22 protein-coding genes are annotated in these 24,882 nt (G+C 49.8%); 13 read left to right on the top strand and 9 right to left on the bottom strand.

The features are described from left to right. Nucleotides 1–206 precede the first annotated feature (206 nt). On the bottom strand, nucleotides 207–1,736 hold the full coding sequence (locus CWM47_RS22400; RefSeq protein WP_100990416.1) for an amidase: 1,530 nt from the start codon (nucleotides 1,734–1,736) through the stop codon (nucleotides 207–209). 110 nt (nucleotides 1,737–1,846) lie between these two features. Here CWM47_RS22400 and CWM47_RS22395 point away from each other — a divergent pair, with 110 nt between their 5' ends. Then, nucleotides 1,847–2,773, top strand: coding sequence for a DUF389 domain-containing protein (locus CWM47_RS22395; RefSeq protein ID WP_100990415.1), 927 nt, complete (start codon nucleotides 1,847–1,849; stop codon nucleotides 2,771–2,773). A 36-nt stretch (nucleotides 2,774–2,809) separates the two neighbouring features. Here CWM47_RS22395 and CWM47_RS22390 read toward each other — a convergent pair whose 3' ends face one another. Continuing rightward, on the bottom strand, nucleotides 2,810–3,904 hold the full coding sequence (locus tag CWM47_RS22390) for a glycoside hydrolase family 130 protein (protein ID WP_100990414.1): 1,095 nt from the start codon (nucleotides 3,902–3,904) through the stop codon (nucleotides 2,810–2,812). 152 nt (nucleotides 3,905–4,056) lie between these two features. Further along, on the bottom strand, nucleotides 4,057–5,640 hold the full coding sequence (locus tag CWM47_RS22385; RefSeq protein ID WP_100990413.1) for a M61 family metallopeptidase: 1,584 nt from the start codon (nucleotides 5,638–5,640) through the stop codon (nucleotides 4,057–4,059). Between the two features lie 142 nt (nucleotides 5,641–5,782). On the opposite strand from CWM47_RS22385, the gene rpmH reads away from it, so the two are divergent. The 6 genes from rpmH to CWM47_RS22355 all read left to right on the top strand — a co-directional run bounded on the left by rpmH (nucleotide 5,783) and on the right by CWM47_RS22355 (nucleotide 11,216). Continuing rightward, nucleotides 5,783–5,950, top strand: coding sequence for a 50S ribosomal protein L34 (gene rpmH, locus CWM47_RS22380; protein ID WP_100990412.1), 168 nt, complete (start codon nucleotides 5,783–5,785; stop codon nucleotides 5,948–5,950). A 74-nt stretch (nucleotides 5,951–6,024) separates the two neighbouring features. Then, nucleotides 6,025–6,405, top strand: coding sequence for a ribonuclease P protein component (locus CWM47_RS22375; protein ID WP_100990411.1), 381 nt, complete (start codon nucleotides 6,025–6,027; stop codon nucleotides 6,403–6,405). A gap of 112 nt (nucleotides 6,406–6,517) precedes the next feature. Continuing rightward, a complete protein-coding gene (locus tag CWM47_RS22370) occupies nucleotides 6,518–8,176 on the top strand; it encodes a S41 family peptidase (RefSeq protein ID WP_100990410.1) in 1,659 nt (552 codons plus the stop codon). Nucleotides 8,177–8,350: 174 nt separating this feature from the next. After that, nucleotides 8,351–9,445 carry a DUF4932 domain-containing protein gene (locus tag CWM47_RS22365; protein ID WP_157816044.1) on the top strand — a complete coding sequence of 365 codons (1,095 nt, stop codon included), beginning with the start codon at nucleotides 8,351–8,353 and terminating at the stop codon, nucleotides 9,443–9,445. Then, entirely contained in the window at nucleotides 9,442–10,506 is a 1,065-nt protein-coding gene (locus CWM47_RS22360; RefSeq protein ID WP_100990408.1) for a sensor histidine kinase, read from the top strand. Before CWM47_RS22365 ends, CWM47_RS22360 begins: the two co-directional genes overlap by 4 nt. Further along, the gene (locus CWM47_RS22355) at nucleotides 10,503–11,216 is read left to right on the top strand and encodes a LytR/AlgR family response regulator transcription factor (RefSeq protein WP_100990407.1); all 714 of its coding nucleotides are present in this window, start codon (nucleotides 10,503–10,505) and stop codon (nucleotides 11,214–11,216) included. Before CWM47_RS22360 ends, CWM47_RS22355 begins: the two co-directional genes overlap by 4 nt. Nucleotides 11,217–11,270: 54 nt before the next feature. Here the strand turns inward: CWM47_RS22355 and CWM47_RS22350 are convergent, their stop codons facing one another. The 4 genes from CWM47_RS22350 to CWM47_RS22335 all read right to left on the bottom strand — a co-directional run bounded on the left by CWM47_RS22350 (nucleotide 11,271) and on the right by CWM47_RS22335 (nucleotide 17,429). Beyond that, nucleotides 11,271–11,855, bottom strand: a complete 585-nt coding sequence (locus tag CWM47_RS22350) for a LutC/YkgG family protein (RefSeq protein ID WP_100990406.1) — start codon at nucleotides 11,853–11,855, stop codon at nucleotides 11,271–11,273. After that, a complete protein-coding gene (locus CWM47_RS22345; protein WP_100990405.1) occupies nucleotides 11,852–13,231 on the bottom strand; it encodes a lactate utilization protein B in 1,380 nt (459 codons plus the stop codon). The genes CWM47_RS22350 and CWM47_RS22345 overlap by 4 nt, the downstream gene beginning before the upstream one ends. 202 nt (nucleotides 13,232–13,433) lie before the next feature. Next, nucleotides 13,434–14,168: a (Fe-S)-binding protein gene (locus CWM47_RS22340; protein WP_100990404.1), complete on the bottom strand. Its 735-nt coding sequence runs from the start codon at nucleotides 14,166–14,168 to the stop codon at nucleotides 13,434–13,436. 267 nt (nucleotides 14,169–14,435) lie between these two features. Next, nucleotides 14,436–17,429: an alpha-amylase family glycosyl hydrolase gene (locus CWM47_RS22335; RefSeq protein WP_100990403.1), complete on the bottom strand. Its 2,994-nt coding sequence runs from the start codon at nucleotides 17,427–17,429 to the stop codon at nucleotides 14,436–14,438. A 243-nt stretch (nucleotides 17,430–17,672) separates the two neighbouring features. Between CWM47_RS22335 and CWM47_RS22330 the strand changes: the two genes are divergently transcribed. The 6 genes from CWM47_RS22330 to CWM47_RS22305 all read left to right on the top strand — a co-directional run bounded on the left by CWM47_RS22330 (nucleotide 17,673) and on the right by CWM47_RS22305 (nucleotide 23,201). Next, nucleotides 17,673–18,002 carry an ArsR/SmtB family transcription factor gene (locus CWM47_RS22330; RefSeq protein ID WP_100990402.1) on the top strand — a complete coding sequence of 110 codons (330 nt, stop codon included), beginning with the start codon at nucleotides 17,673–17,675 and terminating at the stop codon, nucleotides 18,000–18,002. Between the two features lie 240 nt (nucleotides 18,003–18,242). Continuing rightward, nucleotides 18,243–19,133 carry an alpha/beta hydrolase gene (locus tag CWM47_RS22325; RefSeq protein WP_100990401.1) on the top strand — a complete coding sequence of 297 codons (891 nt, stop codon included), beginning with the start codon at nucleotides 18,243–18,245 and terminating at the stop codon, nucleotides 19,131–19,133. Between the two features lie 13 nt (nucleotides 19,134–19,146). Further along, a complete protein-coding gene (locus CWM47_RS22320) occupies nucleotides 19,147–21,177 on the top strand; it encodes an alpha/beta hydrolase domain-containing protein (protein ID WP_100990400.1) in 2,031 nt (676 codons plus the stop codon). Nucleotides 21,178–21,326: 149 nt separating this feature from the next. Further along, on the top strand, nucleotides 21,327–22,223 hold the full coding sequence (locus CWM47_RS22315; RefSeq protein ID WP_100990399.1) for an arsenite methyltransferase: 897 nt from the start codon (nucleotides 21,327–21,329) through the stop codon (nucleotides 22,221–22,223). A gap of 64 nt (nucleotides 22,224–22,287) precedes the next feature. Then, nucleotides 22,288–22,779 (top strand): GNAT family N-acetyltransferase, encoded by a 492-nt coding sequence (locus CWM47_RS22310; protein WP_100990398.1) that lies wholly within the window; start codon nucleotides 22,288–22,290, stop codon nucleotides 22,777–22,779. Between the two features lie 11 nt (nucleotides 22,780–22,790). After that, complete coding sequence (locus CWM47_RS22305; protein ID WP_100990397.1) at nucleotides 22,791–23,201, top strand: arsenate reductase ArsC; 411 nt, start codon at nucleotides 22,791–22,793, stop codon at nucleotides 23,199–23,201. A 107-nt stretch (nucleotides 23,202–23,308) separates the two neighbouring features. Here CWM47_RS22305 and CWM47_RS22300 read toward each other — a convergent pair whose 3' ends face one another. Together CWM47_RS22300 and CWM47_RS22295 are read right to left on the bottom strand one after the other, a co-directional pair. Further along, nucleotides 23,309–23,710 carry a hypothetical protein gene (locus CWM47_RS22300; protein ID WP_100990396.1) on the bottom strand — a complete coding sequence of 134 codons (402 nt, stop codon included), beginning with the start codon at nucleotides 23,708–23,710 and terminating at the stop codon, nucleotides 23,309–23,311. 214 nt (nucleotides 23,711–23,924) lie between these two features. Further along, nucleotides 23,925–24,740, bottom strand: a complete 816-nt coding sequence (locus CWM47_RS22295) for a purine-nucleoside phosphorylase (RefSeq protein ID WP_100990395.1) — start codon at nucleotides 24,738–24,740, stop codon at nucleotides 23,925–23,927. Nucleotides 24,741–24,882 lie beyond the last annotated feature (142 nt).

Here is a 24,882-nt window from a genome sequence, read left to right as displayed (position 1 = left end):
AATATAATACGTTTACACTTTCTATGGAATCAGTTTAAACTTTCTTAGATATCAATAGGTTATTTTTTGTCATTCCTCCTATCGTCGGAATGACAAAAAATAACCTATTGATATCTAAGAAAGTTTAAACAGCTTACTAATGACGCCATCGGTTTCCGTGAGGGCATCCAGGTTGTATAAAGACCTTTGCTGTTTTTATTCAATCACTACAACGCAGGCCGTTTATTAAACCACGGCTGCGCCTGTTCCAATTGCCCGGCCAACCGCAACAAAGTGGCTTCATCACCTTGTTTGGCAGCAAACATCACCCCTATAGGCAATCCATCTTCCGACCAGTACAACGGAACCGACATGGATGGCTGACCTGTCATGTTCGTAATGACCGCAAATGAGATGTATCCCAACGAACGCTCTGCCAGATCATTTACTGTTTTGCTGCCGTTCATGTATTTCAACCCACCCAGCGAATCGACCAGTTTAAGCAGGCGTTTCTCCGACTCTGTATTCTGAAACGTTCCGATGGGAATGGGTGGTCGTGGTAAAGTTGGCGTTAAGAACAGGTCATAGGTTTCGTGCAGTTGGCCCATGCTTCGATTAAGGGTATTCCAGCGACGCTTCTGATAAGCTGCATCGGCAGCAGAAAAACCCTCGGCCAGTCGAGCCTGTGCCCATGTATTCAATTCCACATCGTCTCGCCGAACCGGACGACCCAGATAAGTGCCCAACTCCCTAAGTGTGGCGGCTGTTTCGCTCAGGACATTCAGAAAAAAAGCCTGCGTAACCAGCGTTTTCTCGTAGGGCAAGGGGATTTCCTCGACTGTATGGCCCAGGCTTTCCAGTAATCTGGCCGTTTCCCGAACGGCAGTAATACAAATCGGATCAACGGGTTGCGAGGCTATCAATGTCTGTGTAGAAAAAGCAATCCGCAACTTACCCGGCTCCCGGCCCACTTCATCGGCGAATGGTCGAACAGGCGGAGCTATGCTATACGGATCACCCGCCAATGGCCGGTACGTTGGACCGCCAGCCATGACATCCAGCAAACCTGCGCTATCGCGAACGCTTCGCGTAACGGCATGAGCCGTTACGGCTCCACCCCACATTTCGCCATAGCGCGGACCGAGGGTAATACGACCGCGTGAGGGCTTTAAGCCAAACAGCCCGCAGCAGGACGCCGGAATCCGGATTGACCCGCCCCCATCTGATGCCGATGCCGCCGGAACAATCCCTGCCGCCACCGAAGCCGCCGAACCCCCACTTGACCCACCTGGCGAATGGGTTGTTTTCCAGGGATTATGTGCCGGACCATACAATTGCGACTCCGTATAGGGCGTCAGGCCAAACTCCGGCGTGTTTGTCTTACCGAAAAACACGAGTCCGGCCGCTTTCAGGCGTTTAACGCTCTCACTGTCGGTAGCTGACACATAATCTTGAAAACCTCTACAGCCTGATTTTATTGGCGTTCCAGCCCACTCAAGTTCCAGATCTTTCAGTAGATACGGCACTCCGCGAAACGGTCCTGTTTCCGGCAACTGATTCGCTATCTCCCGGCCCTTATCGTACAGGGGTGTTACAATAGCGTTGAGTTGTGGATTAACGGCTTCAGCACGCGCAATGGCCGTTTCGAGCAGTTCGGTAGGTGTAACCTCGCCCTTGCGAACCAGTTCAGCTAAAGCCGTTGCATCGTGTTTGACGTATTCCTCGAAAGACAGGGTTTTTGAGCGGGACGTTTGCATAGGAAGCCAGTGGTTTTGCGAAATATACCATTCTTTCAACTGCTACAGCCAGAACCATACGGCAAACATTTACGAAACACCTTGGGTTAGATTTCCATATCACCTATTCTATGCATCGCTCGTTTCAGATTCAACTATCTACCGATAAAACAGCTGCTGTACTGGCCCATCTGCTCGACATTGATGAGGTAATTGGCGTAGCCTTTTATCCGGGCAGCTCTCATAAACCGCCGGGCGACGCCTTATCGGTGCAATTGCTCAATACAGGGTCCGATAAAGTGCTTCGAACACTAGCCGAATGTTGTGGCGATTCGCCCTATATGGTTAGCACAGCACTGACGGAGAGCATCATCGAACCAAACCAGGCCGAAAAGCTTGAGAACGATGCCGATGAAGCCATCTGGGAAGAGATTGAATCCGGCATGCGGCATCAGGGGCGGGTAACACCCAACTTTATGCTATTGATGGGCCTAGGCGGTATCATGGCAACCATTGGCCTTGTATCGGAGTCGACGCGTCAGATCATGCCCTTCGTAGCTGCCGCCATTATTGCTCCAGGTTTTGAACCTATAGCCGGTATGGCCCTGGCTGTGGTTCTACGTCGCTGGCTGGTATTAGGGCGAGCCCTCAAATCGACCCTGGTAGGATACAGCATTCTGATTGCAGCCTCAGCCTTGACATTTCTGCTTTTACAATTTCTTGGGGAAGCCGATACCAGCCAGTTTGCCGCCAGTGAGGAGATTCACCACCTGTCCCACCCTTCTCCCGCCGACACGTTACTGTCCATTTGCGGGACACTGGCCGGCGCCATTATCCTGTCGTCCTTTCGCAAGAGTGTCATTGCCGGTGCATTGATCGCTATGGTTATTATCAATGCAGCCGCTATGATTGGCATTGGTCTGGCCTGCGGTCGCTACGATCTGGCAGCAGAAGGATTGCAGCGCTTCGGATTCGACATAGTACTCATACTACTATCCTGCGGGCTGGTGTTCTGGGGAAAGCAGCAATTTTTCCATCATCGCCGACCCGTAGCCTAAACGCTGATAGCGCAAGGGTCTGCCTCACGCTATCCTTTACTGCTTTGCCACAGCCACGCCAATTTTTGAATCGGCTGTGCCATAGTACAAAAACCATTTGCCCCGAAAGGGCACCATGCCTTCCAGAAAACAAACCTGATTTACCTGTCCAACCATTTCATACGGCTGGTCGGGTTTGATGAAATGGTTTTCCGACCGGTCGAGTAATTTGGTCGGGTCATTGGCGTCGAACAGCAGTTGCCCACCCGCATAAGCGCCTTCGGGCAGAGTTACATCGCCGTTCTTCGCGTCGTTCATGCCGTTATAAATCAACAGAATCCCTTTGGGTGTCAGCATGGCGAAGGGTCCCGGTTCGATCAATCGGAAGTCGTGTTTTCCTTTGCGCGACTCAGCCGCTACCATTGGTTGGCCGGTGCTGGATTCGAGGGGTGTCCAGTGCAGCAGGTCATCGGAAGTAGCGATACGAAGCTGAGGTTTGTCACCCCAATACATCCAGTATTTACCGTTTATTTTCTGTGCCACCAGACGGCTTCCAATGCGTTTACAAACGATAGCCCCCGATTTCGACCAGCTATTGCGGTAGTTTCCATTCTCGAACTCGCCGAAAATTAGCCCCTGTTTGTTCCAGGTTATCAGATCGCGTGATGTCGCCACACAAAGCCGGGCCTTATCGCCATCGTAAGACGTATAGGTCATAATATACACGCCGTTGGGGCTTTCCACAATACGTGGATCTTCGCAACCCCCCTGCCACTCGTACTTTTTCATGGCATCATTATCGGGATAAAATACGGGCTTGGGCATGCGTTTGAAATGAATTCCATCGTTACTCACAGCCAGTCCCAAACGAGAGGTTCCCCCCACCGCCCGAACGGTATCTTCAGCCCGGTAGATCATGTACACCTTATTGTTGCGTACTACGGCTGCCGGATTATACACGTCCTTTTCTTCCCAGCGAACGTCTTTCTTCTGCACCGGGCAATAGAAAACAGTGCTGGCTTTGGCGTCTAAAATGGGATTGTAGGCATTCTCTTTTTGAAACGGGCCAAGCATCCAGGGTTTTTCGGGTTTCGGCTGTGCCAGGAGCATGCCCGGCAGGAAAAGAAATAATAATGGTAAACGCTTTGTCATGAATGTACTTTATAATTGTATGTTAGCGATGGCGCAAGGCTTTGGCCTTGTGTCTACTATTCGCCGGCCTCCGGCCGGATTATGTAAATAACTTGACAAGATACCGGCCGGAGGCCGGCGAATAGTAGACACAAGGCCAGAGTCTTGCGCCATCATTTTGCTACGACTTTTTTGCCTAATTTTTCTTCGGAAATAGGGTGTATATGCACATCGGGCGTTGATTCGCTAAGAAATCCGCCAAACCAGTGTGCCCGTTGCTGACGACCATCTTCGTTATCTAACTCAAGTAACCGAATACCACCCGGCTGATCGGGTGTTGGCTCTTCATACGCAATAAGTAAACCAACCCAGGCAAGATACTCGTTTAATTTCGCTTCGAGCGGCTGATTACCAAAAATACATAAATCATAATACCAGGCCAGCGATTCGCCCGCCACCGATTCGGTAATGGACCGATAATCATCAAGTGTGTAGCCTACAAAAGGCTTGCCGAAGCGTTCCCACATGATCCGCATCACATCATCCAGCGAACGGGCGTGGTTTGTCGATTGCCGGATGTGCAAATCCAGAATCAGGGCGGCAATCGCCCCTTTATGATACACAGACACTTTGCGATCAGGTACACCTTTGTCATAACCATCGAGCCACAAATCCCAGGATGATTCGGTCAACGACTGAAACGCCTGTCCGTTGTTCTCGAAATGTCGCTTAAATAAGACCTGCAATTCTTTCAGATACGCTTCATCAGAAAACACCCCCGATTGCCGAAGCATTAAATCTCCGTAGTAAGTCGTTACGCCCTCGGCCACAAAACAGGTAGTGAAGTAGTTTTCTTTGGTAAAGTCATAGGGCAACAACTCGACGGGGCGAATTCGAATGATGTTCCAGGCATGAAACAACTCGTGCGACGATACGCCCAGTAAATCCTGATACAGTCCCTCCCCCTCGTCATTCGGGCCGAGTACCAACACCGTCGAGTTGCGGTGCTCGACGCCGTGGTAGTAAGGAACGGGTAAAATAAGCGTTAGAAAATGATATTCTTTTTCGGGGAATTCGCCGTACAGTTCCAACTGTTTTGCCGAAAACCGGCTAAAGTCGTCAATGATTCGCTCAGTGCTAAAAGTAAGGTCACCATCTGTTCGGCGTCCGCCTTGAATCCAGACATGGAATGTAACTCCAGCTAGTTCATATTGAATATCCTGAATTACCGGGGCGGCTATGAGCGGACAGTCGACCAGTTCATAAAAATCGGCTGCGTAGAGCGTTCGCGAACCCGTTTTTTGCGTGTCCGATTCCGATAATCCACAAGCGATCGTCCAGCTATCGGGAATGGCTAATTCGAGGGTACAGGATTCCGAAATTCGCTCCTCGGCATATATACACAAGTTGACCGGATTTACGTACAGGAGCGTATCGCTGATAAAGCTACTGCCCGCGTTGAGTTGGTTAGGCGTTGGTAACAGGGCATAATAATTGTACCGAACTGTTAATACAGTGGTGCCATTTGTCTGCACCCGCCAGCGATCTTTCGTAATTTTGCGAGAAATCAACGGATTACCCTCACCATCAACCACCTCGAATCGCTGAATATTTTTCGCAAACTGCTGTAGTTCATAACGCCCCGGACGCCAAGCGGGCAATTGTAATTCAACTTCCGGCGCCGAAATATCAGTCAAAAATGCGTCAACAGCTATATAGTGGGGGTGCGAGGGGTCAGCAGACAGACGATAATGCATAGACTAAGAGGAGGATAATTCGTACAAAAGTAACTACCAGCTAATCAAATCGTTTTTATGAATTGAGACTTGGTAAAATGAGGTCATTCCCGTATCTTTGCGGACTCATTTGGAAAAATAAAGGTTTTAGGGATTATATATCATGAAAAGAACGTACCAACCATCGAACCGGAAGCGGAAAAACAAACACGGCTTCCGCGAGCGGATGGCTACTGCCAATGGCCGTCAGGTTTTGGCCCGCCGTCGTGCCAAAGGTCGCCACAAGTTGACTGTCTCTGACGAGAAAAAAGGCGAACGCTTTAAAATTTAATTAGTAGGCAAGTCAGCAAATTAATACGCTAGCTACGTCCTAAATGTATTAATTTACTGACTTGCCAGCCTCCCATGCCGCAAACCTTTACGAAATCCGAACGGCTTTGCAGCAAAAAAATTCTGGGAGAATTATTTAAAAAAGGTAGTACCTCCGCGCGGACGTTCTACCTTTTTCCGTTTCGGATGCTCTATATTCCCCAAGCCGAAACCAGTCCGGACACCGAGCCTCCTCTGCCCGCTATTGTCATTACCGTTCCCAAACGCATTTTCAAAAAAGCTGTTGACCGCAACCTGATCCGTCGTCGGGTGCGGGAAGCGTATCGGCTCAATAAGCCTCTTTTTAGCCCGCAAAAGCCATCACCGGCTTACATTGCCTTTCTTTATACCGCCAAACAAATAATTTCGTTTGAAGAGATAGAAAAAGGTATGAAATTAGCCTTGAAGAAAATGTAGAATGAAAAATGTAGAGTGAAGAATACTAGCAATAAACTCTTCATTCTTTATTATATATTCTTCATTCTTTATTATATATTCTTCATTATACATTCTTCATTCAAAAATTCCTATGCGCTTCTCTAAACGACTTACTCTGTTAGCCTCCTCGGCCCTTGTAGCGGGGGGTATTGGCTTCTTTTCGTTTAAAACCGACGACCGGTTTTTCGAGATAGCCCGTAACCTCGATATCTACGCCACGCTGTTCAAGGAGCTCAACCTCTATTATGTAGATGAGGTGAACCCGAACCGCATGGTTAAAACCAGCATCGACGCCATGCTGAAAAACCTCGATCCCTACACGAACTTCTTCGCCGAAGACGAAATCGAGGACTATATGACGATGACCACCGGCCGTTACAACGGTATTGGTGCGCTCATCGGGCAGCGTCAGGGCAAGAGTATTGTGCTGATGGTTTATGAGGGAACCCCCGCCGAGAAATCGGGTCTGCAAATTGGCGATGAGGTTATAAAAGTCGATGGCGTTGACCTGAAAACCCGCAAAGACGCTGACCCCGGTAAACTCCTGAAAGGCCAGAACAACACAGCCGTAAAACTAACGGTTCGTCGGTTTGGGCAGAAAGACCCGGTAGACCTCAGCGTTATTCGCGATGTGGTGAAGATGACCAACGTACCCTACTACGGCATGATCACCGAAGACGTTGGGTATATAGACCTCAAGGATTTTACGGCTACAGCCTCGCGCGAAGTTCGCACCGCTTACCAGGAGTTGAAGGGTAAGGGCATGAAAAAACTTATTCTCGATGTCCGTGAAAATCCGGGCGGACTGCTCAATATGGCCATCGACATTTGTAATATCTTCATTTCGAAGGATTCGGAAGTAGTGACCACCAAGGGCAAAGTGACGGAATGGAACAAGACCTATACGGCCATGAATCCACCGCTGGATCTCGACATGCCGATTGTTGTTTTGACCAACAGCCATAGCGCATCGGCTGCCGAAATCGTTTCGGGTGTTATTCAGGATTACGACCGGGGCGTATTGATCGGACAGCGTACATACGGCAAGGGCCTTGTTCAAACCACCCGCGAATTGTCGTTCAATACCAAGCTCAAGATCACTACCGCCAAGTACTACATTCCAAGCGGCCGTTGTATTCAGGCTATCGACTACAGCCACCGCAACGCTGACGGTAGCGTTGGCAAGATTCCCGATTCGCTTAAGACGGCGTTTAAAACCAAAGCTGGACGTGTGGTGTATGATGGCGGGGGCGTGTTGCCCGATGTTGTCATTGACGCCCAGACGCCTTCTCCCGTTGCCCTCAGCCTGACCAACAAAGGGTTGATTTTCGACTATGCCGTGAAGTACCGTCACGAACACGCGAGCATTAAGCCCGCCCGCGAGTTCCGCCTGACCGATGCCGAATACACCGACTTTACCAAGTGGGTCGGCGATAAAGAATACGACTACACAACGCAGGTTGAAAAAGACCTCGGCACCCTCGAAGCGTCGGCAAAAAAGGAGAAGTATTTCGACCAGATTCAGGATCAGCTAAAGTCGCTGAAAACCAAAATGTCGCATAGCAAAGATGCCGATTTGAGTACATTCAGGACTGAACTCAAAACCTTACTGGAACAGGAAATAGCCGGGCATTACTACCTGCAAAAGGGTCTTAAAGAAGCCTCGTTCGCCACTGACCCAGAGATGAAGGCCGCTCTGGATTTGTTCAAGGATATGCCCCGCTATGGGACGATTTTGAAGGGAAAATAACCACTAAGATTCGAACCGGGCTGTTACAAGACGAACGCCATATCTGAGAGATATGGCGTTCGTCTTGTAACAGCCCGGTTCGTCAACGAAAATCAAGCATTGGTCAATCGCTTTTGATGCTGTATGACTGGGTGCGTAGGTTTATGGATGAAACGTCCAATCAATACGTCTGCCATGAAACCTACACTCTTTTGCCTCCTACTACTCGGACTAACGCAGTCCATACAGGCTCAGTTGTCTACCTCGGTTCCGCCTTCTAAACGGGTCGAGGTCATTGTCCATCCGGGCATTGAACTCTTCACGGTGGTACAACTGCTGGCTGGTCAGTATAGAATGCCCAATCCATCAGCCTATGCCAAAGCGGTTGAAACCTATTTCAAGCCTTATGCCAACCACCCGGCGGTGGAGCAGGTAAAAAAAATGGGCCGTGTATATGCCGACCTGGCCGAACTGGGTTACTGCTTTGACCAGTTTCCGTCCATCCGGATTTATTATCCAGACAGTCTGCACTGGTACAAAAAATATGGAAAAGACACGGTACAGACGTATATGAAACTGTGTAAACAATTTTCTCAGGACACGAAATTCTGGGACTTCTACCAGCAACACCAAACGGATTACACGGCCTGGGCCACACCCGTAAAGAAAGAATTTACGCAGAAAGGATGGGTAGCTAAACTGGACTCCTTTTATCGATTTGATAGTCATACCAACTGGACAATTTGTCTGGACGCCCTTAATAGTTGGGGGGCACATGCAATCATGACCAAAACAATCAATCCCTGGTATGCAGACCATGTGGTGTACAATGTTGGCTTCTTTAATCAAGACGCCAAAGAAACGGACGCGCCTACCTTTACAATTGGTTCGGAGCCGGTTTCAATGGTCTGGCATGAGGGGAGTCATAGCTATACCAACGAGTTGCAAAAGCGATACGCGGCCGATATTGACAAGCTGGCCTATCTGCTGAACAAAGACGATGAGGGCATGAAACGCAACAACATCAATACCTGGGCCCATTGTTTCGATGAGAATCTGGTCCGGGGTATTGTCATTGCCCTCTTCCGCCAATATCGTAGCCCCAAAGAAGCTCGAAAACAGACAGCTCGCGAAGTAGTTGGCGATTTCCTATACGCGGAAGACATTGCCGATGTGCTGACGAATAACTACATTGGTAATCCTGCCTACGGCAGTTTTCCCCAATTCTTTCCGCAAATCTTAACCTATCTGGCTCAGAAATACCCGAATAGGCAATTGACTGATCGATGAACACGTTTCGATTTCGCGCGTTACCCGAGTGGAGCATTCATGTGCTCGTCTGGACGCTTCTGGTAATAAAAGACGTTGCGGATATGTATTACAATCCGACGTATCCGGTTCCCAAAACGGCCATCGCTACTTACTGGCTGCTGGTTATCGGCTATACCTCCATCAGTGCCGGTGCATTCTATGGTTCCATTTTTCTGGTAGCCCGACCTTTATTGACGGGACCACTTAGCTGGCGACAGTATGGGTGGGCTATGGGCGGACTCCTGACGACCATGCTAGGCATCATTTCATGGCGCTATATTCTGGAGATGCACCTCTTCAAGCCAGTGCTGGGTTTTGATAATTACAGCCGTAATAAAGCACTTACGACAGCCTGGTTCATACGCAATAGCGTGTTTTACTATGCCGACTACATTACGTATGGGCTGCTCTACACCTTTATCAAACGTCATTTTATCAACGAACAACTCCGCCGGGAAACGGAACAGGCCCGAACATCTGCCGAGCTGGCTTTTCTACGATCACAGTTGAATCCGCATTTTCTGTTCAACACCATCAACGACATCTATGCGTTAGTCTATTGTAAATCTGAAGAGGCACCAAGAGCCCTACTTAAGCTATCAGAATTACTCCGCTATGTTCTGCACGAGGCCCGGCACGATTACGTGCTTCTGGCCCGCGAACTTGATTACCTGCATAGCTTGATCGATTTGCAGCGTATCGGCGCTAAAGACAATCTATATGTTGAGTATCAACTTCAGGGTTCGATCAACGGACAAATGATAGCCCCTTTACTGCTTGTATCTTTTGTCGAAAACGCTTTCAAACATGGCGTGGTATCAGACCCGCAGCACCCCATTTGCCTGACACTCAACTTAACCAGAACAACCCTGGACTTTCAACTGAACAACCGTAAAAACCAGCAGCATAAAGATCATACGGGTGGTATCGGCCTGGCCAATGTCAAACGGCGGCTTGAGCTGTTATACCCTGGTCAGCACCGTCTGGAGGTGATCGACCATCCAATCGATTACCGGATAAACCTGCACCTCGACCTATGACCTCACCCATTCGTTGTCTGGTTGTTGACGACAAACCCCTGGCTCTCGACATTTTAACCGATTACATCGGCAAAGTGCCTTTTTTGCACCTGGTAGCGGCAACGACGAACCCACTCGACGCGCTGATGCGGATAGCCGACGAACCGATAGACCTGGTTTTTCTGGATATTCAAATGCCGGAGCTTACCGGCCTGCAGTTCCTTACAGCCCTCAACAGCCGTTCACGGGTGATCTTAACGACGGCTTACGCAGAGTATGCGTTGGATGGCTTCGAACATGATGTGGTAGATTATCTGCTCAAGCCAATTTCGTTTGAGCGATTTTATCGGGCAGTCCTGAAAGTTCAGCAGCAGATGCGACCTTCACTCGATCTATCACCTGAGCCGCGAGCCTATCTGTTCATTCGCACGGAGCACCGCATGCAACGGGTCAATATAGCCGACATCCTATACGCAGAGGGGTTGCAGAACTATACAATAGTCCATACCGTAACCGAAAAAGTGATAGCCCGGCAAACCTTCAGTAGTTTGGAAACTAGCTTGCCACCATCGGCTTTTGTCCGGGTGCATAAATCATTTATCGTGGCCCTGGCCCATATTTCTACGGTAGAACGGAGTCGTATTTACATCAACAATGGCAATCGGGAACCGGTGAACATTCCGATTGGCGATGCCTATCGAGACAGGTTTTATAAGTTGCTAGGAACGTAAATTAAGTTCACAGAACGGATACGACTACATTCCTGTGCGGATCGGGGATATTCATTACGGCAATATATACACCATCAACGACCGGGCACCGTGCGCACCAATCACCAGACTTTGCTCAATATCAGCGGTTTTTGACGGGCCACAGATGAACGTACCAAAGCCGGTTGCATCGACCTTCAGCAACTTGTAGGCGTCGTGCATATTAGGCACAATAGTCGATTGATGGATAATGATCACCAAGTATTGCGTGATCATGGGTGCTACCCGCTGGGGTATCTGCCGCTCGTCGACCCAGATAGCGGCATTTTCGGCTACCGCTAATGGCCCTTCTATAATTGCCAGATTGAGTCCCGACAACTCATGCGGGTCAGTAACGTTCATGGTCACATCGGCCAGATCAGCGAGTTCCGGACAGGTAGTTGCAACGCTGGTCATATTTGGAAACTGCGTTTGCAACGAAGCGCGGATAGCGGCAAAATCCTCAACAATTAGGGCTGCCCCACCCACAAACGTGAGCACATCAATAAATTGCTTTGTCAGGTCTGGGTAAACTGATGTGAATGTAAAGTCGGTTGGAACAGGGCGTAAGGCTGGCTGGTTGGCCTTTATATTCGCCAGCATCTGGTCGCGGGTGGTCATGCTTTTTTGTGGTTAACGTACCAGTCGTGGAAACTTTCTGCGGGCGGTTCGGGCATTTCTCGTTGGGTATACCAGGGATTCAGCCCGTTTTCGACCGTGATCGGCGCAAACCGCAATACCCCCCGCCCAACTTTACCCGCCATCCGGTACAACCGGGGCGACTCCAGGACGGTAGCCATCGCCTTCATGGCAACGGTCTTGCTACCAGGACCATAGCCTTCTTTCATAAGCACCTGCCGCCATTTGTAGAGCTGGTCGTGAATATCGATCTTGACCGGGCACACGTTGGAACACGACCCACAGAGCGTTGACGCAAACGGCAGATCGGCGTTTTGTTTCATATCCAGATTCGGCGCCAGAATAGAGCCAATTGGCCCGGCAACGGCACTGTGGTAACTAAATCCACCTGACCGTCGGTAAACCGGGCAGGTATTCAAACAGGCCGCGCATCGAATACACTTGAGCGAATTGCGAAAATCAGGGCGTCCCAATTGACGGCTACGGCCATTATCGACAATAACGATGTGCATCTCCTGACCCGGACGAGGCCGATGAAAATGGCTCGAAAATGTAGTAATAGGCTGGCCCGTTGCTGAACGGGCCAGCAATCGTAGAAATACACTCAGGTGTTCGGCACGGGGAATGATCTTTTCAAAACCCATAGCCGCAATGTGCACGTCGGCCAAATGGACGCCCATATCGGCATTTCCCTCGTTGGTACACACGACAAATCCACCCGTTTCGGCAATGGCGAAGTTGACACCCGTGAGTGCCACCTTGCGCGTCAGAAACGTTTCGCGCAGGTGCTGGCGAGCGGCTTCGGTTAGGTATTGCGGATCAGTTGCGCCTTTGTCGGTGCCCAGATGCTCGTGAAAGGTTTCGCCTACTTCGGCCTTGGTCAGGTGAATGGCGGGCAGCACAATATGGGACGGTGGCTCGCCCCGCATCTGCACAATTCGTTCGCCCAGATCGCTGTCTATTACTTCAATCCTCTTGTCGGTCAGGAATTGGTTCAGGTGACACTCTTCGGTCAGCATGGACTTCGACTTAACCATTCGGTTCGCCCCCGCTTGTTTTATAATGTCGAGAATGATGGCATTGTGTTCGTCACCATCGGCGGCCCAGTGAATTTTGATACCGTTGCGAATCGCGTTTTCTTCAAACTGGATCAGCAGATCGTGCATGTTGGACAGCCCGTAGTTTTTAATCTGCGAGGCCGCTTCCCGAAGTTGCTCCCATTCGGGAATCTGCGCCACGGCCCGGTCGCGTTTGGTACGTACAAACCAGAGCGTTTCGTCGTGCCAATCGACTTTCGCTTCGTTTTTATTAAACTCCAGCGCTGCGTCAGCGTGATCTAATGTGAGCTGCTTGTTCATTGAGTAATGTTGTTAGTCAAGCTATTCTTACCACCGGCACCGGCCGCCCGGCCCAACACCCTCCTAAAACAGGAGGGGACTCTACATGATGGCAGTTTTTTTTAAGATTACCACCTGTTTTTAAAGAAAAAACCTCTTCAATTGCACAACAGGCTACCCCTCGGCATAGCCCCCTCCTGTTTTAGGAGGGGGTTGGGGGTGGTCATATGGTAGCCGTTAATATTTCTGCAATATGTTTAACTTTTACATTCGAATTAGCCCGTTTCAGAATACCTTCCATATGCATCAGGCACGACACATCGACGCCGGTGATGAAATTGACCCCGTGACGCAGGTGATCGGCTACGCGGTCTTTCCCCATTTTAACCGAAACGGCTTCTTCCGTTACGCAGAATGTACCGCCAAATCCACAGCACTCATCGCGCCGGTCGAGTTGAATTAGTTCCAGATCCTTCACTAAGTTGAGCAACTGTACCGGCTTCGAAAAGGGCGGTGCAACCAATTCCGACATCTGGGATATGTGTAACCCCCGTTGTCCGTGGCAGCTTTGGTGCAAGCCAACTTTGTAGGGAAACGTTGCATCTAGTGTATTGACTTTCACGATATCTGTCAGAAATTCGGTAAGTTCATAAATACGGGAGCGGATACCCGTAGCTACTTCCTCATTGGCCGAATGCAGGTGATGTTTTATGTGCAGTGTGCAGCTCCCGGAGGGCGAAACGATATAGTCGCAGTTGGCAAAGTTGCGAACGAAATTCTCGTTGCATCCCCCCGTCAGGTGTTCAAAGCCGGAGTTGGCCATTGGCTGACCGCAGCAGGTTTGTTGGAGCGGATACGACACCTTGCAGCCGACTTTTTCCAACAATTTCAGGGTAGCGATGGCTACCTGCGGATAGAACTGATCAATGTAACAGGGAATAAACAGACCAACTTTCATATTCGATTCAGACTATGCAATTGCCCACAAAAAACGTTGGGCCAAACAGGGTAGCATTGAGTAACAAATGTAGATACTACAAAGCTTAATCTGTCCTGTACTCTCCTACTTAAAAGGCATATATCAGGAAACGTTACTGTGTTCTGGCTAATTCCAAATCGTTCTTTTTTCTGTAGCGTGGACATCCTGTCCGCGTAGCCGTAAGCTAAAACAAGACCCACAACCGTTAGCTTACTGCTACGCGGACAGGATGTCCATGCTACTTGTTTACACCCGCTCAAGAACTACTACGCCAAAATCCGGGATGTTCAGCGAGTTGTTTCGGCTCAACCGGGCATCCCGCCCCCAGTTGGTGTGCTCGTTTTCCCACTCGCCCGAAATGGCAAACGCAGGCCATGTCGAATTCCATAGTTCGCAATAAACGCCGTCGGGCAGATTTAGCGTAGACAGGCCGATGCTGCCCGACCAAGTACCAAAGTTCAGCACGATGAAAAACTCACCAGCGCCACCCCGCGAAAAAGCCAACAGGTTTCCATCGGCATAACGAACGTTTAAGGGTGAGGGGCCTTTGATTCGGCTATCATTTTTCCGTAATCCACAAAGTATTTGAAACCAGGCCAATACGTTTTTCTGGTTGACATCGGATCGGTAAACAGCCAGCGGCAGTGTGTCGAGTTTATCTTTCGCAAACTGACGCGTTTCGCCCGCTTCACCACCCATGAAAATGTGTGGTAGTCCCCGACCAAGCAACACTGTAGCGAGTGCGACTTTAGCCAGCCGCAGGCCTGAACCAAACTCAGCGCATTTGGCAATCCGGTTATCTTCATTACCAACCTCATCGTGGCTTTCGGCATAGTTAGTTGCACTATACCAGTGCTGATAAACAGGATTGGTTAGTTCCAACGCCTGCCCCAATCTAAAAACAGATTCCCGACGGCGGCACACGTCAACCATGCGGTCGTGAAAATCATCGCACCACTGACTATCCATAGCCCCCTGACTCGTGAGATACCAGTCGTTCGGCAACTCCTCCGCGATCATAACGATGTTCGGATCAAGCTTTTTTAGTGCCTGACGCATGTCGTTCAGGAACTCCCAACCGCCACCTGAGCCGGGAACATTGATATACCCCTGCTGTTTGTGGCCATTAATAATGGTGTCGGTATGGTCGAACCGGAATCCGTCGATACGGAACGTCTCGGCGAGATAAATCAGGTTCGTCCTGAAAAAGAAACGGCAAATAGGGTTGTCGAAGTTAATCAGCGGCCCCCATTGTGTATCGCCGTCAATGAACGTGTCATGAGCCGTGGAGAACAGAATATTATCCGTATTGCCGGTATGGTTGAACTCCACATCCAGTATCAACGCTATACCATGCGCATGACAAGTATCGGCCAGCTCCTGCAAATCGGCGGGGCCACCGTAATTGGCTTCAACGGCAAAGAAAAACGCCGGATCATATCCCCAGCCGTATATTGGCGATCCTACTTCGTTGACGGGCAACAATTCAATAGCCGTAACACCCAGATCGCGCAAATGACCGGCCTGTTCATCTATTTCGCGGGCTACCTGCAATAGAGGACTTAACTCTGGATGCCGATCTGAAAAGCGAGCAGGGTGGATCTGGTAAATAATCAGGTACTCCCAACCCGGTCGCTGCCAGGAATAAGACCGCCATTGATGACGATCTGGATTGAACAAGAGCGAATGCTTACCCGGCGTCGACCCTTCCACCCACTGAGCGGCTGGATCGTGAATCAGCCAATCGTCGTTGAGAATGTAGTTATACGCCTGTTTATGATAGTCTGTCCCCAAGGGTGCTATATCTGTAATGGGTATCTGCGCCCAGAAAAAGGTACCATCGTTAGTGAGCGACAGGTCGACGAGTGTATTTGTCCATGCCCCTTTGAGCCGTGCCCGCGATACATCCTGAACATGAAGAGCAAAATGAAGCGTCCCAGCCTGCTCCCATATGCCCGGCCGTAAAATCGTGAAAGGCGGATCGGCAAACAGAGCGGCTGGTGGAGCTTCACGCAACACAATCGGCTTCGACAAAACCGAAAACCCATCGAACGTATCTCCCGTTTCGGGTGTATCGAACCGATGCGACGAGATGACGGTTCCGGCACGCATATAATCAAGCTTCAAGGCAATACCCTGATAGGTACTAAAGCTTATCGAATCACTAGCCGACACCGTCAAATTCGATTCAGACCAGCCGCCGGCATCCAGAACACCCACCCGCGCCTGGAACGGCCCGGCATAGGCTCCACCAGCGGGTCGGGCAGCAATACGAATCGTTACGGCCAGGTCGCGCGCAGGCCGACTGTCGAATACCACATCATCGCCCTCAATGGTCCAGCATTCGGTTTCCTGCAAAATGGTCAGCCGCCGATGCGCCCGATTAGGTTCCTGCCAGACGACCGCTAGCGACCGATAGCGTACATAAAAACGGTACTCAATATTGGTGTAAAGTAATATCCGGTGGGCGCTCCATCCGTCATCTTCCTGTTCGGCTGGTAAGTCTACTTCGAAACCCGAACCCGGTTGCCAAAGGTGAATCTCGGGAGCGTCGTTCCAATCAGATTCTTTGTGAACATGAACCGTCAGCTGCCGTAGAACGGGCTGGCTATCCCGAATAATATCGGCATCACTGTGGACCCATATCTCGTTGCCATCATCGGCAACGTATACTTTGTTGGCAATGGGCGGCTCAAAATCGGTCCGGTTTCCGTTTACTTTATCCCCCTTGACAAACCTGAAATAAAAGAATTGCTGTTGAAGGCCAGTCAGGTCAACGGTAAAAACAGGTCCGAGATTATCAGGCAGACCGGGTTCAAACCGGACTTCGTGAGCGTTGGCATCGCTCAGACAAAGCTGACTTTCCCGGTACCGATTCAACGTAATGAGATGGACTGTCAGTCGGCTTTGTGGCAAGGCCGTCATTGGGTCGACATCAAGTATACGGCGGGCGTTATGGAATATCCAGATTTCAGCCGGAAACGTATCGTCGGGCAATCGTTTTAGCTCCCGGTTATAATCGTCCAGTTCCCAGTCGACACCTTTCCCTTCCGAGTCGCGACCAACTAATTTGAACTGAACAAGGGGCTTTATCTGCGGATCGAGCAGCACCTGAAACGTCGACCAGCCAGTAGTACGATCATCACTAAACGGGGCAACCAGATTACCGGCTACTTCGGATCGCCATACATACAGACCGGGACTTGCGAGCCGGGAAAACGCGTGGATTAGAACGAACATGGTGTGAAGAATTAAAATGTGAAAGGTTGTATAATGAGGCTTTATCTCAAGGTAATCAACAGCTTACGGACTCTTACATGGGCTTTTATTTCCCGGTTATTTATAAGTGGGGTTAGGGTTAAAATTTATTTACGGTGGTCCGACGCTTCGGTTGGGGGTGGTAAACAAGCCTCGCAAATACATAGCCAAAAAACAACTTCATCGTAATATTGCGATAATCAAATTTCTTCATACCTTTGGCACATGGGAGCGACGAAAACCGAAATCTTTACGGATCAGCAGAACCGCATGGCCGATCTGGCCAAAGCCTTTGCGCATCCGGCTCGCGTAGCTATTCTGCAATTGTTAGCTCAGAAAAAAGCCTGTGTGTGTGGCGATATTGTTGATGAATTGCCCCTGGCTCAGGCTACCGTATCACAGCATTTGAAGGAGTTGAAACGTATTGGCATCATCCAGGGCAGCATCGACCCACCCCGCGTTTGTTACTGCATCAACGAACCCGTTTGGGAAGAAGCCCGGCAGGTGTTTGGCGAAGTACTGGACTCATTTGTTAATCAAAAAAGCTGTTGTTGATCAGTATTGGCCTCTTTAACGAGAGGCTATAAATAATTACTGTTACTACAGTGGACTTCTAGTAAGGTCTAGTTTATTAATGCTGATCTATTTATTACGTCATTGGCCAAGTAGTGATCGAACAGCTTTTTGTCAAAACGATTGGGCAACTTGTCTCAACACATATTCTCCAAAGACACGTTACCAGGCATTTTCAGAGGATATTTCACCCTATTAAACCGGCATTAACGTCAAACTCGTATGCGTAAAATAAATCAGCCTAAACCTTCGCTCTGGCCATTACTATTCCTTCTTAGTTTTCTGCTAACACTTCCGCTCTATGCGGCCAAAGTCGATTCCCTGGACGTACCCAGCGCGGTGATGAAAAAGAACCTTCGGGCGGTGGTCGTTTTGCCCGACTCCTATGCATCTGCCGGAAAGAATAAAACGATGTACCCGGTACTCTATCTGCTCCACGGCGGCTTTGGGCACTTTAACGACTGGATTACAAAAACGCCCGATAAAACCCTGATTCACCGGCTCGCCGATCAGTATAACCTCATTATTGTCATGCCCGAAGGCGAGGTGTTCAGCTACTATGTGGATAGTCCCGTCATCAAAGACAGCCAGTTTGAGACCTACCTGACCAAAGAGGTTATTGCTAAAATTGATAATACCTATCGCACTATTCGCACACCTAAAGGCCGGGTAATTACAGGGCTGTCGATGGGGGGCTATGGCGCATTATATCTGGCGACCCGCCATCCCGACCTCTATTGTGCAGCTGGAAGCATGAGTGGGGCACTGAATCTCGATATGAACGCCTGGAAGCTTCCGCCCGATGCGACAAAGAACATCAAGGCAGAGTTCGAAAAAATTCTGGGGCCATTCGACCAGGCGCCCGACGGATGGGCCTCCTATTCGGTCGTGGGCATGGCCGATAAAATGAAAACAAACGGCTTGAAACTGGTCATCGACTGTGGGGTAGATGATTTTCTGATTGAGCCCAACCGCGAATTACATCATCGGCTGGTTTTCAACCAAACACCGCACGATTACAGCGAACGGCCCGGCGGTCATAGCTGGGAATTTTGGCAAAACGCCCTTCCTTACCAAGTGCTGTTTTTCAGTAAGGTGTTAAACGGAAACTAAGTCTTTTATCAATATGAAATTTGCCCTATCCCTTCGTTTCGTACTGTTGTTGCTTGGTCTCACGCTCACGGCGCAGGCGCGTATTGTCAAGTTAGTTATCACCAAAACAGAAGCCTACGCGAGTGGTCGCGCCTTCGGCAACGCGGGTGCTTATGAGCGAGTTACGGGTCAGGCATATGGCGAAGTAGACCCGAAGCTGGCCCAGAACAAGATCATCCAGGATTTGCAACTGGCTCCTAAAAATGAGCGGGGTATGATCGAATACGTGTCTGAGTTTGCATTGCTGCGCCCCAAAGACATAGGTAAGAGTAACGGCCTGCTGTTTCTGAGCCTGCCCAACCGGGGAAACGTATTTCCGGCCGATACGGCCCTGCTCAAACGAGGTTATGTGTATGTCTGGTGCGGCTGGCAGGGCGATGTTTTAGCCGGAGAAACCGTTCCGGGCAGTCCGCGCCTGACGATTAAGGTGCCCGTAGCGACCAACAATGGCAAGGAAATAACGGGCCTGCTCCGGGCCGAATTTCAGGTCACTGTACCCGCTAAAACACAGAGTCTGAGCAGCGGCCCTTTCAGCGGTATAACACACCACAGCTACGAAACCATCAGTCTCGACAACACCGGGTTAGTACTAACCAAACGTGTACATGAAGCTGATGCCCGTATGCCTATTCCTAACAGTGACTGGGCCTTTTCTGACTGTACAACTCAGCCCTTTCCCGGCACAGCCAGCAATACAAAGCTTTCGTTGAAGGAAGGATTCGACCCAAATTACATTTACGAACTGGTATATACCGCCAAAAATCCGCTGGTGTTGGGGCTGGGTTTTGCTGCGGTTCGGGATATGGCGTCATTTCTGCGGCAGTCAACCACCGACGACGCCCGCAACCCAAATCCCCTGTTGGTAGCGGGGGCAACTACGCTTCCAATTCGGGCCGCGATCATGCAGGGGGTATCTCAGTGCAGTAATTTCACCCGTACATTTCTGCAACTGGGCTTTAATCAGGACGAACCGGGCCAGCGGGTGTTCGATGGCATCAACGCCCACATCGCCACTCGCCGGATCTCCCTGAACATTCGCTTTGGTCGGCCGGGGGGCGGAGGGCTTCAGCACGAAGATCACCTTTACCCGAGCAATGAAGCCCCCTTTACCTGGAACGTTACCCGCGATCCGGTTTCGGGTATTACCGGTGGTATTCTGGAAGCCTGTTCGCCCATGGGTAATTGCCCTAAAATCATGCAAACGCTCAGCTCGTCAGAATATCGCCAGATACGGGCGTCGCTGCCAACGACAGATTCTCATGGGAAGCAGGACCTCGTCATTCCCGACAACGTTCGAATTTATCTATTTGCCGGTACGCAACATTCGCCGGGTAGTATACTGGACCCGGTATCGGGCTTCATGACGAATCCCAATCAGAATCAGCCTAACCTGCGTGCGTTGTTGATTGCGCTGGAGCAGTGGGTGTTGCAGGATAAGCTGCCTCCTGCCAGCATATATCCAACCATCAAAGCCAAAACACTGGTGCGCCCCGACCAGAATAGTATCGGCTGGCCATCAATTCCGGGCGTGGTATACAATGGCCAGTTCAACAATGTACCGCTGCTTGATTTTGGACCAGCTTACAACAGCCACCATATTACAGGCATTGTGCTACAGGAACCCCCGAAAGTCATCAAGGCAAACGTATACACGGTTCTGGTGCCAAAGGTCGATCAGGATGGCAACGAACTGGGGGGCATTCGGAACACCACTATGCGCGTACCACTTGGCACATATACGGGGTGGAGTTTGCGTCGGGCAGGCTATGGCGAAGGCGACCTAGCCTCACTCAACGGTATGTTCATTCCCTTTAAAAAAACCAAAGCCGAGCGGATAGTTGCTAACGACCCGCGCCTGTCGCTGGAAGAACGCTACGGTACGCATGCGGCCTATGTAGCGGCAGTTCAGAAAGCCGCAAATGATCTGGTGAAGGAAGGACTACTTTTGCCGGAGGATGCACAGCATGAGATACAAAAGGCACAAAATAGTACCGTATTAAACTAAATCCCACCCCTGCCGGTGCTAATGGTTTTCTCGCTTGCTTTGACCGAAAGAATTGGGAAGATAATTTTACTGATTGTCAAGTAGATAGCGAGACAATTATCCTAACAACAGCCAAATTAATCGTAATATTACAATTAACACATACTACCATGCAAATTGATGACCAGTTAAAAACCGTTGTTCGGGAGGCCTATGGCCAGATTGCTACCCAATCGAAGGCTTACAACGAAGCTTCCTGTTGCGGTGCCACCAATTGCTGTTCGCCAACCGATAACCCGGCTATTATGGCCGACGATTATAGCCAGTTAGCCGGTTATGTTGCCGATGCCGACCTCGGTTTAGGCTGTGGCTTGCCGACGCAATTTGCCCAAATCAAACCCGGCGATACGGTTATTGATCTGGGTTCGGGGGCAGGTAACGATTGTTTTGTGGCTCGTCATGAAACGGGACCAACTGGCAAAGTAATTGGCATCGACTTCACTGATGCCATGATTAACCGCGCCCGGAAAAACGCCGATACATTGGGCTATAACAATGTCGAATTTCGCGTTGGCGACATTGAACAAATGCCCGTTGTGGATAACACGGCGGACGTGATCGTGTCGAACTGCGTACTGAATCTGGTTCCTAACAAGAAAAACGTGATTGCCGAAATTTGGCGTGTTCTCAAACCCGGCGGCCATTTCAGCATTTCCGACATTGTGCTGGCTGGTGACCTCCCCGCCAACCTACTCAAAGCAGCAGAACTCTATGCCGGTTGTGTTTCGGGAGCGATTCAGCAGGACGTATATATTGGTCTGATTCAGGAAGCAGGCTTCACCAACCTGACCTTGCAAAAACAGAAAGCCATTTTCCTCCCTGATGAACTACTGGCAAACTACCTGACTATAGACGAAATAGCCGCTTATCGGCAGTCAGGTACGGGTATCGTCAGCCTCACGGCCTATGCCGAGAAGCCAACGACACCGTCGAAACCACGTGTTCAACTCGCCGACTTAACCAGGAAAGCGGATGCCTGCTGCGAGCCCGGCAGCGGTTGTTGTTAATGTAACGCGGGTGGAAACCCGCGATTTCTGAACAATAATCGCGGGTTTCCACCCGCGTTACGTCATGAAAATCCGATCTGTACAACTAAATGACTGGTCCGCAATGGCCGCTATATACCAGCAAGGCATCGACACGGGCAATGCCACAATGGAAACGCGGGCCCCATTGCCCGAAGCAATGGCAAACGCGTATATGACCTCTCCGCAGTTAGTGGCCGTTGAGGCCGGTACCGTAATTGGGTATGCACTGTTAACAGCCGTATCGGGCCGGTGCGTGTTCTCAGGCGTAGCTGAAGTGAGCCTGTATGTCGATGCCGCCCACCGGGGCAAAGGTGTTGGACAACAATTGTTGAATCAACTGATTATAGAGAGCGAAACAAAGAACCTGTGGACATTGCAGGCCAGCATATTTCCCGAAAACACAGCCAGCATAGCCCTTCATAAACGCTGCGGCTTCCGGGAGATCGGCCACCACGAACGGATTGGCAAACGCGCTGGCATCTGGCGAAATATTCTGCTGCTCGAACGGCGCAGCACACAAGTTGGCATTGATTAAATATCAATAAAATGACCTCAATTTTAGTACTCTGCACGGGCAACTCGGCCCGGTCGCAAATGGCTCACGGCTACCTCCAATATTTTGCGGGCGACCGCGCTACGGTTTATAGCGCCGGCGTAGCACCTCACGGTGTCAACCCACTGGCTATTCAGGTGATGGCCGAAGACGGTGTTGACATTTCGCATCACACCTCTAACCATGTTGATGAATACGTGAATCAGCCCATCGACTACGTTATTACCGTTTGCGACAATGCCCGGGAGCAATGCCCTTATTTCCCCTCAACGGCACAACTCATTCACCACAGTTTTAGCGATCCGTCTCATGCACCCGAGAGCGAAAAGTTGGCGCAGTTTCGCGTCGTTCGGGATCAGATCAAACTTTATTGCGAACAATTTATTAACGACCGGCTGGCCTAGGTATTCCGGAATCAAAAACCCAGCTACCCTACCCAATACCAAAAAGGCTTAAATCGGCACTAGTCGATTTAAGCCTTTTTTGGTATTGGGGCAACATCCAGACCAGGTCAATTAATAGCGACCAGGCGTCCGGTGGGTATTGTCGGCGTTGTCGTGCCAAGCTGGACTTGTTTAACGATGCGAACACCGCCAGCCGATCTGATTTCTAATTCATAAACGCCATTCGGCAATTCATCCACATTGAGTTGTAAACGAGCATTAGTTTGTCGTTTACCAATCTGTTTGATGAACAAATCACCGCTCTTGTCAGTTGGGCGTAAACTAATACTTAGCGACTCAGCGGTCGTTTTATCGATGGACAGTTTAATCGTGTTTTTATTCGTGACGTAGACACTGGCCTCGAACGAAGCAGGTTTTGTTGGGTTGGCGGGATTCGCTAACATAGGTGTAGCGCTGATAAAAAGAGCGGCAACTGTTTTTGCAAAAGCGGACGTAAGTGAGTTGTTCATGGCAGTATGTTGTTGTTGTAAGTTTTTGAGTTCGATTACTTAAATGCCAACAAGCGTGCCAACAGAATAAAATAACTAACAGTCAGCTAGTTACATAAAAATACCATTCTGCATCTTGTACGATAGCGGACAAATAAGGTCCACTATCGTACAATTCCAGTTTGTAGGAAACCGAAACACGGCTCCTTTGAATCAACCGGATCCGGGTCTGGCCTTACAACCGGCTTATCATTTCGCGAATCAACATCGTTAGTTTCGGTTCGGCTTTCGCTGCGGCTGCCAGTATTTTAACGAGTTCGGCTTTTTCGAGGGTGTCGGGGAAACAAAGGTCCGTAATGACCGACACGCCAAAAACGGCCATACTCAGTTGATTGGCCACAATAACTTCCGGTACCGTAGACATGCCCACGGCATCGGCACCCCACTGGTGCAGCATCCGGTATTCGGCACGCGTTTCCAATTGCGGCCCCGTTACACTCACGTATACCCCACGTTTGAGGGAGATACCCAACTCGTCGGCAATCGAGAAAGCCAGATCAATTAACGACTGTCGGTAGGGCTCACACATATCGGGGAAGCGTTCGCCAAACACGGGCGGATTCGGGCAAATCAATGGATTTCCCGGCAACAGTAAGCTAATATGATCGTCGATTACCATCAGGTCACTAGTTTGGAAGGCTGGATTCATGCCACCAGCCGCGTTCGATACCAGCAACGTTTTTACGCCAAGCGCATGCATCACCCGCACCGGAAACGTTACCTGTTGCATAGTGTATCCTTCGTAATAGTGAAAGCGTCCCTGCATCACCATAACCGGCTTCCCCGCCAATGTACCCACCAATAATTTGCCCGAATGAGACTCAATCGTCGACAGGGGAAAATGAGGAATAGACGCATACGGGAGCGTCGTTTCAATGTCCAGTTCGTTGGCTAAGGCACCAAGGCCGGTTCCGAGAATAATGCCGATGGTTGGCGTAAGATTTGTTTTCGACTGTATAAACTGTGCCGTTTCCTGAATTTGTTCGAGCATACAAATAAGGTGGATGTCTTTTTTTTGCAAATTAACCGCTTACTTGTTTAATCTTCGACGTTTTTGTCAGCCCCAATTAAAAACCTCTCATCTGATAATAAAACAAATTTGAGTAGAAATAATAATAGTTCTTGCTTTGCTT

This window comes from Spirosoma pollinicola (genome assembly GCF_002831565.1).
Taxonomy (GTDB): Bacteria; Bacteroidota; Bacteroidia; order Cytophagales; family Spirosomataceae; genus Spirosoma; species Spirosoma pollinicola.
Note: the sequence above shows the minus strand (reverse complement) of the source record. Positions and strands in the feature narration are given on the sequence as shown.